Annotated in this window: 8 protein-coding genes and 1 pseudogene; all 9 read left to right on the top strand. The window is 65.2% G+C overall.

Going from position 1 to position 7,501, the window contains the following annotated elements; translation table 11 throughout:
* Positions 1-104 precede the first annotated feature (104 nt).
* Positions 105-560, top strand: coding sequence for a GNAT family N-acetyltransferase (locus tag KBI5_RS23120; RefSeq protein WP_085016454.1), 456 nt, complete (start codon positions 105-107; stop codon positions 558-560).
* Between the two features lie 528 nt (positions 561-1,088).
* The gene (locus tag KBI5_RS23115) at positions 1,089-2,129 is read left to right on the top strand and encodes a radical SAM protein (protein ID WP_085016453.1); all 1,041 of its coding nucleotides are present in this window, start codon (positions 1,089-1,091) and stop codon (positions 2,127-2,129) included.
* Entirely contained in the window at positions 2,122-2,823 is a 702-nt protein-coding gene (locus KBI5_RS23110; RefSeq protein ID WP_085016452.1) for a hypothetical protein, read from the top strand. The genes KBI5_RS23115 and KBI5_RS23110 overlap by 8 nt, the downstream gene beginning before the upstream one ends.
* Positions 2,824-2,922: 99 nt before the next feature.
* Positions 2,923-3,537, top strand: a complete 615-nt coding sequence (locus KBI5_RS23105) for an AAA family ATPase (protein WP_085016451.1) — start codon at positions 2,923-2,925, stop codon at positions 3,535-3,537.
* Between the two features lie 27 nt (positions 3,538-3,564).
* On the top strand, positions 3,565-4,002 hold the full coding sequence (locus tag KBI5_RS23100; RefSeq protein WP_085016450.1) for an NUDIX domain-containing protein: 438 nt from the start codon (positions 3,565-3,567) through the stop codon (positions 4,000-4,002).
* A 182-nt stretch (positions 4,003-4,184) separates the two neighbouring features.
* Positions 4,185-5,552 carry a dehydrogenase gene (locus KBI5_RS23095; protein WP_085016449.1) on the top strand — a complete coding sequence of 456 codons (1,368 nt, stop codon included), beginning with the start codon at positions 4,185-4,187 and terminating at the stop codon, positions 5,550-5,552.
* A 187-nt stretch (positions 5,553-5,739) separates the two neighbouring features.
* The gene (locus KBI5_RS23090; RefSeq protein ID WP_241883135.1) at positions 5,740-6,690 is read left to right on the top strand and encodes a TauD/TfdA family dioxygenase; all 951 of its coding nucleotides are present in this window, start codon (positions 5,740-5,742) and stop codon (positions 6,688-6,690) included.
* A gap of 77 nt (positions 6,691-6,767) precedes the next feature.
* Complete coding sequence (locus KBI5_RS23085; RefSeq protein WP_133057132.1) at positions 6,768-7,163, top strand: hypothetical protein; 396 nt, start codon at positions 6,768-6,770, stop codon at positions 7,161-7,163.
* A gap of 126 nt (positions 7,164-7,289) precedes the next feature.
* A pseudogene (locus tag KBI5_RS23080) lies at positions 7,290-7,501 on the top strand (ISAzo13 family transposase); the annotation flags it as partial.

Below are 7,501 nucleotides of genomic sequence, written 5' to 3'. Positions count from 1 at the left end.
CCAGCAGCTCCCGAGTGACCGCAAACCCACCCATACCAGAGGATCATGCCTCATCCTCAGAACCTACGGGTTATTTTCCCGCAAGCCCTAAGTGGCATTGCGACATGACCTGTTCCCATGACCTTCGGGTTCGGCCCGCTCTGAGCAGCGATCGAGAGTTCTTCTTCGAGGTGAGGCGAGCCGCCCTGCGGGCATACGTCGAACAGACGTCGGGGTGGGATGATGCGGAACAGCGCATAACCGCCGACAAGGAGTTCGCCGATCTGCCATTTGCCGTGGTCGAGGAGAGCGGTCGACCCGTCGGCTACGCGTGCGTCATCCACCAGAGTGAGTACGACTTCGTCGAGGAGATCGCGCTGCTCCCCGAGGTGCAAGGTCGTGGCATTGGTACCCATCTGCTACAGGGCATCCTTCGGGCGGCTCAGCGGCGTGGCGTTCCGGTCCGGCTCAGCGTCTTCGTCAACAATCCCGCACGGGCCCTCTATACCCGCCTCGGGTTCGAAGTCGTGCGGATTGAGGATCCGCGCATGTCGATGCAGTGGACCCCAGGCAACGTGTGAGGCACCCCTGTCAACGGACGCTGAAAACGGGATCTACCCCCGACCTTGTGGTCGAAGTGGGCCCTCACACTGTCAGGTCGCGAGGAGAACTCGTTTGCGGAGCAGGTTGAAATTCGYCCTGCCATATATCTACCTCTTGATCATTTTCGCGGCACGAGGTCGCAGCAGGGTAGCGGCGCGCGAACTCGAATCGACTCGATCGGCCTTGGGATCTCGGCCACCGACTGAACCAGCACCACCGTAGCCGTCCACTCGCAGGCGAAACGGGGGCTTCGGGTGAGCCTGGGCTCAATGAGCACCCGAACGATTCTCCGCAGCCGAGACGAACATGAGGGCATGCCAGCGCGCTTTCGGGCAGGTCAGCGACCACGTACGGACCCGAATCAGATGTTCGTTCCGTGGGGAATGACCAACGCGTGKGTCGCTTGGGACGCTGAGCGCGTCCAGCATCGGTTCGGCAGCCCGCCGCCATGAAGGCTGCGAGTATCTGGCCCGGTCGTCGTACGCGCCTACATCGAGAAGGACACGGTGATCACGTATTCCCCACCCGCGCCTGCCCACGGTCCCGCGCGCCAGTCCAACGAAGCGGAGAACCTTATCCACACTGACGAACCTGTCGTCTTCACTAAAGGTCACCATTTCAACCTCGCGGCGTTCGGCGACCTGGAGACGATCGCCGCAGGCGCATCCGGCCCGCTGTCGGTGATCCTGCAGGTGACGAAGCGGTGCAACTTCGACTGCTCGTTCTGTTCCGAGACGCTACAGGAACCGGATCCCACCCTGGCCACRCTGGAGCGGGTGCGGGACAACCTGGTGGGGGTRCCCCGGGTGTACCTGTCCGGCGGCGAGCCGCTGCTTCGCCGCGACATCGTCGACATCGTCGACATGTTCGCTGACACGGTGATCGGCCTGCCGACCAACGCCACGCGAGGCCTTCAGCAGGCACATCACCTGGCCGGCAAGGTCACGTTCGTCACCGTTGGACTGGAAGGGCCGCGGTCGACGACGAACCGGGTCCGCGGTGACTACGACAAGGTCATGGCAGGGGTGCGGGCGTTCCAGGACGCGGGSCTGSCGCTGTCGCTGTCKGCGGTCGTCTACCGCTCGACGCTGACGGCRCTGCCRTTCACSCTCCAGATCGCCGAYGTRCTCGACGCCGGRAARCTCAAGCTGATYMTSCCRCTRMRSAAGGGSAACGCSCTCGAYCTCGCCGACCACGARTTCCTCACSGTCSAGGAGGCCACGGCGGCGTTYGAGCGGCTGGCCGAGCTACGCACCGTGAACGACTGGCGGCCAGCGTTGCGGCTGACAACCTGGACCCCAGACACCGAAGGTCACATGATTGTGATCAGCCCACGAGGGCTGGCGAGTGCCTGGCCGGTCTACGACGCCCCCGATCTACTCGAACCGTTGGGCAACCTGCTCAACGAGCCGATCTCCGCGATCTGGGCACGCTATCGGTTCAAGCGCAACCACTACGCCAAGTACCTCGGGCACTCGATCCACTCCGCCAGTCGCACCGAGCGACCGCCGGCGGCGCACCATCCGCTGCGGATCACGCATGCGTGACGCGACCAACCTGAACTGGATCGACACCCCGTTCGGCGGCGCACGGCGGCCGTTTRCCAACCGGGCCTCCCTGCTTGCCGCCTTCACCATCGACGCGGCAGGCCACTCACCGGCCGCCGCCGCCGTGTACCTGCCGCTGCCACAGACGCGCCCACTGAAAGTCGCCGACACGACAGTTCGGTTCGGCTTCCACGCGGTCGCAGCCGAAGCTCAGGTGGAGACTGCCGCCGTCGTGGCCTCGGTCGACGCTCTGCTTGTCCAAGCCCGACGGCAGGCGGCGATCCTCGCCGGCCACCGGCTCGCCGGCGAACTCGCGGCCCTGACCGCCACCAGCCCCGGACAGGTCACACGGGGAATCACTGCGGTGGGAGGTGCGTGGAACGGCCAGACCCCAGAGCCAGGTCTGGCGCGCCTGTATGAAACTGCCAGCGAACCGGCCCTGGCCACGCTGGCCGACGTGTGCGCCGTCCGTCGTCTTCACGGTCTTTCCCTCGGTGCTTCCTGGGCCGCGGCCGGCTCATCGTGGTCGGGCTCGCAGATCCTGCGGCATCTCGTCACGCGTGCGCTGGCCATCGCGCTGATCGCCGCGGGGAGCACCGGCCACTACCAGTGGAACGCGCTCCACCTCGACGCAGTCATCGAAGCGACCGCTTGGGACCAATTCACCGAACTGTGCTCCGCGCCCGTCCGATGACGTCGTCAGGCACGTGGGCCGATCCGGCCTTGCGCGCGTTTCCGCGCACCGTCCCGCCGAACGCGACGGTCGGCCGCTGGTCCTGGAAGGAACTCGCCGATGCTGCGTAACTGCCTGGTTGTCGCGGTTGAGGGCACCCATGCCTCCGGCAAGACCACGCTCACCCACGCGCTCGCCGCCTACTACCGGGAACGCGGCGTACACGTCGCCTGCGTCCCCGAACCCGCGCGCAACAGCCCGTTCATCGAGGAGATCGTCGTACACGGACGCGGCGAGTTCGACCTGGAGACCGAGGTCGACCTGTTCGCCGCCCAGCTGACCAGCCAGYTGCGCACCGCCCGCCAACACACGATGATCATCGCCGACAAGACCATCGCGAATGTCCTCGCCTACGCCTGGCTGGTCCTGCCTGGCGGCCCAGACGGACCACATGGGCCCGTCCTGCGCGCCATGGAGTCCTTCTGCCGGGCCTGGTCGCACGTCTACGACGCGGTGTTCTACTGCTGCGACAAGTTCGACCAGCACCAGATCGGTGATCCCTACCGGTCGAAAGTCCTCGACATTCAGCCAGCGGCCGACCGCGTCGTTCGCAGCATTTGCGCCAGCGTCGGGCAGCACATTTACGACATCCCACCAAACATGTCCACCAGCGCGAGAGTCGACTGGATCGCCGAACAGCTCATCGCGCTCGGCCTCGACCCGACCACCCGCTGACCACCTCGGACCGCAGGGAGACCCACCATGACGTACCGCAGCGTCATCGACGTCATGCTCCTGCTCGTCCGCGGCGACACCGTTCTGCTCGCTCTGCGGTCCGGTACCGGGTTTGCCGAYGGGTGGTGGAATCTTCCCAGCGGAAAACTCGAAGCCGATGAGGATGCGGTCGCCGCAGTATGTCGCGAATCCCGCGAAGAGGTTGGCATTCTACTGGCCCGGGACGACCTGTCTCTCGCCTCAACCGTGCATTTTCGAAACGAGCACGGCGAAGCACGCATCGGACTCTTCTTTAACGCCAGGTCATGGGACGGAGAGCCGRTAAATTCCGAACCCCACAAGTGCGCCAGGATCGCCTGGTTCCCGCTCGATAGCCTCCCCGAAAATACCTACCCGTACACTCGCGTTGGAATTGAACTCTACATGCARCAGAAAAACTTCACCGTCTCCGGCTGGAATATTTAGYGAATATCGATATCGGCTCCGACGAGTCGCCGGAGAGAGTCTCCGCTCCGATATGCCGTATCGAAGGTTGCCGGATTTCAGCCGATCTTCGGCTCATCACCGCCAATTCACTCGCACCCAGCGGTCCAATTGATCACCCCGGGGATCCGTAGCACGGTTTGCCGAAAGGATTAATATTCACGATGAATGAGCGCGAGTTTCATACCGTCGTCGTGGGGGCAGGCCCAGGCGGATTAATGGCGGCGCACCGAAGTGATGTGCCTGCGCCAGGACTTCTCCTCCTCGACGGAGGGGACGATGTGGACGATCGCGTTGGCGTCATGCGGTCGGGAGATCGACGTGATGTCGTGACCAGGGGTTTCGGGGGCGCCGGCCTGTTCTCCGACGGGAAGCTGTGCCTGTCTCCGCGGATCGGGAGCACCGTCAGCCACAGATTTCCCCCAGCTCTCGTCTCGAAGCGTCAGCACGCGATCGATGAGATTCTTCGCTCCGGTGAACGGGCAGACCTTCACGGCTCCGACGCGGAGGCCGCAAAAGGTTTGGAGGAACTGGCCGAGACCGCCGGCCTGGAATATGTTCACTATCCGGTCCGACACGTAGGAACCGACCAGCTTCCGCGGATGCTCAAGCGGCTGAGAAGGCGCTTGTCTGAGAATGCTACTATCGCCTGCCGTACGACCTGTCTGGACCTTCGCCCGTCTGGACGTCGCGATTTCCGGTGGGAGCTGGAGCTGGACGGCCCAGTTTTCAAGCGGGTCCATGCTGTCAACGTAGTCCTGGCGCCCGGGAAGGTAGGAGCATCGTGGCTCGGGGAGGTTGGCCGCACCCTCGACCTGCGCCGCGACCCGGCACAACCAAAGATCGGTTTCCGACTGGAGGGGGCGAAGGAGTTTCTCGCACCTCTCCTGAAGGTCGCTACTGATCCCAAAGTCATCTGGAGCGGACCCGACGGGGTGGAGGCGCGGACCCATTGCATGTGCTACGGCGGCAATGTGGTCCCTGCCGACTATCACGGCCTGCTGCTCGTGGGCGGGCATGCGACCTCCACCCACGCCGAGAACCGTTCGAACAGTGCCATCATCGCTACGGCCGGGCGCAGGCTTCGCCTCAGCGCAGCGGATATCCGAGGGCTCGTGGCCGGGATCAACAGCCGCCACGGCGGTCTGATGAGCCAACGTCTCGGCGATTTCCTCTCGCGCGAGGACGTGGCCGCCGGCCGGGCGGTACGCGGTTTTTCGCCGAGCCTCCCCAGAGCTACTCCCGGCGACTTCACCACCGAATTCCCGGCCGAAATCGTTCACATCTTGCAGTCATACCTTCACCGACTCTCCGCCCTGTGCCCTGAAATCCTCCATCCGGAGAATATCCTTTACGGGCCGACGGTAGAGCGTTGGGCTTCCCGCTTCACCGTCAATGACGACATGTCAGCCCCTGGCCATCCAGGACTGTATCTCGTGGGCGACGGGCCCGGACTGACCGGCGGAATCATCGGCGCCGCCGAAACCGGCTGGATCGCGGGAGACGAGATCACCGCCGAGGCGCACCGCTAGATATCTCACGAAAACTGCCACAGTTCCTTCAATCCGGAGGGCTCCAATGGCGAATCCCACGGACTCCACTTTCTCCCCTGTAGAGCTTTCTACCGACCATGCGCCGATCTGGATCGGTCGGGATCTGCGTCCAGAGATCTATCTTCACCAGATCGATGACGCCCATCGTGCCGATCTGGTTGCGGAAGTGCGCGCTGCGAGTGCACGGCTGGCAGCCAGGGACGTTTTCCGTGACCGCGACCTGACGGACGACGATTTCTCTCTGTCCCAGCTGAACACGCACCTAGGCGCGTTGTCTGCGGCCGTCACCAACGGGCCCGGGTTTGCCGTGCTCCGAGGCCTTCCGGTCGACGAGCTCAGTGAACACGAAAGCCTCGTACTGATCCGCGGCGTAGCCGCTCAGCTGGGACGAATCGCGACGCAGAGCCGTGACGGGCAGCTCATCCGCCACGTTCGCGCCGGCGGTCACACTCTCGGTGACGGTCGGGTGCGGGGRCACCAGACAGCTGAGCGGCTGTGGTTCCACACCGACGGCGCCGACGCGGCCCTTCTGCTGTGCTTGCGTGCCGCCGACCGGGGTGGTCTGAGTCGTGTGGCCTCCGCCGCAGCCGTGCACAACGCGATGCTGGCGGATGCACCGGACCTCGTCGCCGAGCTCTACCAGCCATTTCACTTCCATATGGCCGGGGGGAACATCCCTGGCGGCCCACCGACGTTCATCTCACCGATCTTCTGCGTGCACCGCGAGCAATTTAGTACTCGCTTCGTGCGGCACACACTGCTGGAGACGCAGAAGATAACCGGCGTACCCCTGTCATCGCGGGCGCTCGCCGCGTTCGACCTCCTGGACGAGGTCGCGGAGCGCCTGGCCTGCGACATGGAACTCCAGCCCGGTGATCTCCAGATCGTGCACAATCACTGCGTCCTGCACTCCCGCACGGCCTACACGGATTCCGATCCGCGGCTGGCGCGGCATCTGCTGCGCTGCTGGATCAGTTTGCCGGCGGGCGACCGGCGGCCCGGTGCCGTCGAACGGGGCCTGCGCGGCGGATGGCTCACCGACGATCTCCAGCGCGTCGCCGCATCCACCTGGACGCCGCCATCGGTCCCCGCCGGCCCCGCAGGCGGAAGCGCGTGAGCGGCACGCGGCCATGGCGGCACGAGCTTGTCGCTGTTCTCGATCGCCTCGCGGCTGATCGCCGCGACGCTCCGGCGGTGATCGACTCTGCAGGCCCGCTTACCTTCAACGAACTGCACCAGCGGGCTCGCGACAGGTCCCGGAATCTCGATCACTGCTGCCGTCGGCTGCGTCCCCTCACAGCCAGATCGGATGCCGACTTCCTCGTCGACGTGTTCGCGACCTGGCTGGCCGGCGGAATCCCCCTGCCACTGCCAGCCCACGGCGCCTCGGAGCTGGCGCGCACTTTGCCGCGCACCCCGGGCGCCGGATGCGAGCCGTGGAAGGCTGTCCTCGGCATCGACGAAGGTCGTTACCGTCTCCTGGTCACTCACGGGGAGCCACCGAGCGCCCCACGGAAGGCGCTCGCGCTCGGCATGCGGCCCKACGGCTGCGCGTTGATCAGTTCCCCGTTAGGGCTTGCGGGAAAATAACCCGTAGGTTCTGAGGATGAGGCATGATCCTCTGGTATGGGTGGGTTTGYGGTCACTCKGGAGCTKCTGGCGGCGAAGTTCGAGACRATCTTTCCGCATCTCGACGAGYGGYAGCGGCGGCTGCTGATGGGCGCCGAGGMGCGGGCGCTCGGACATGGCGGGATCCGGTTGGTGGCCGCTGCCGCGGGTGTCCGGGAGGCCACCGTGTCGGCGGGAGTCGATGAACTGGACGCGGGCGGCGARCCGCTGGGGCGGGCGCGGCGGCCAGGCGGCGGACGTAAACGCGCCGCCGATCTCGATCGGGGACTACGTCCCGCGCTGTTGGCCCTGGTCGAGCC

The sequence above is a fragment of the Frankia sp. KB5 genome, assembly GCF_002099325.1.
GTDB classification, from domain to species: Bacteria; Actinomycetota; Actinomycetes; order Frankiales; family Frankiaceae; genus Frankia; species Frankia casuarinae.
Note: the sequence above shows the minus strand (reverse complement) of the source record. Positions and strands in the feature narration are given on the sequence as shown.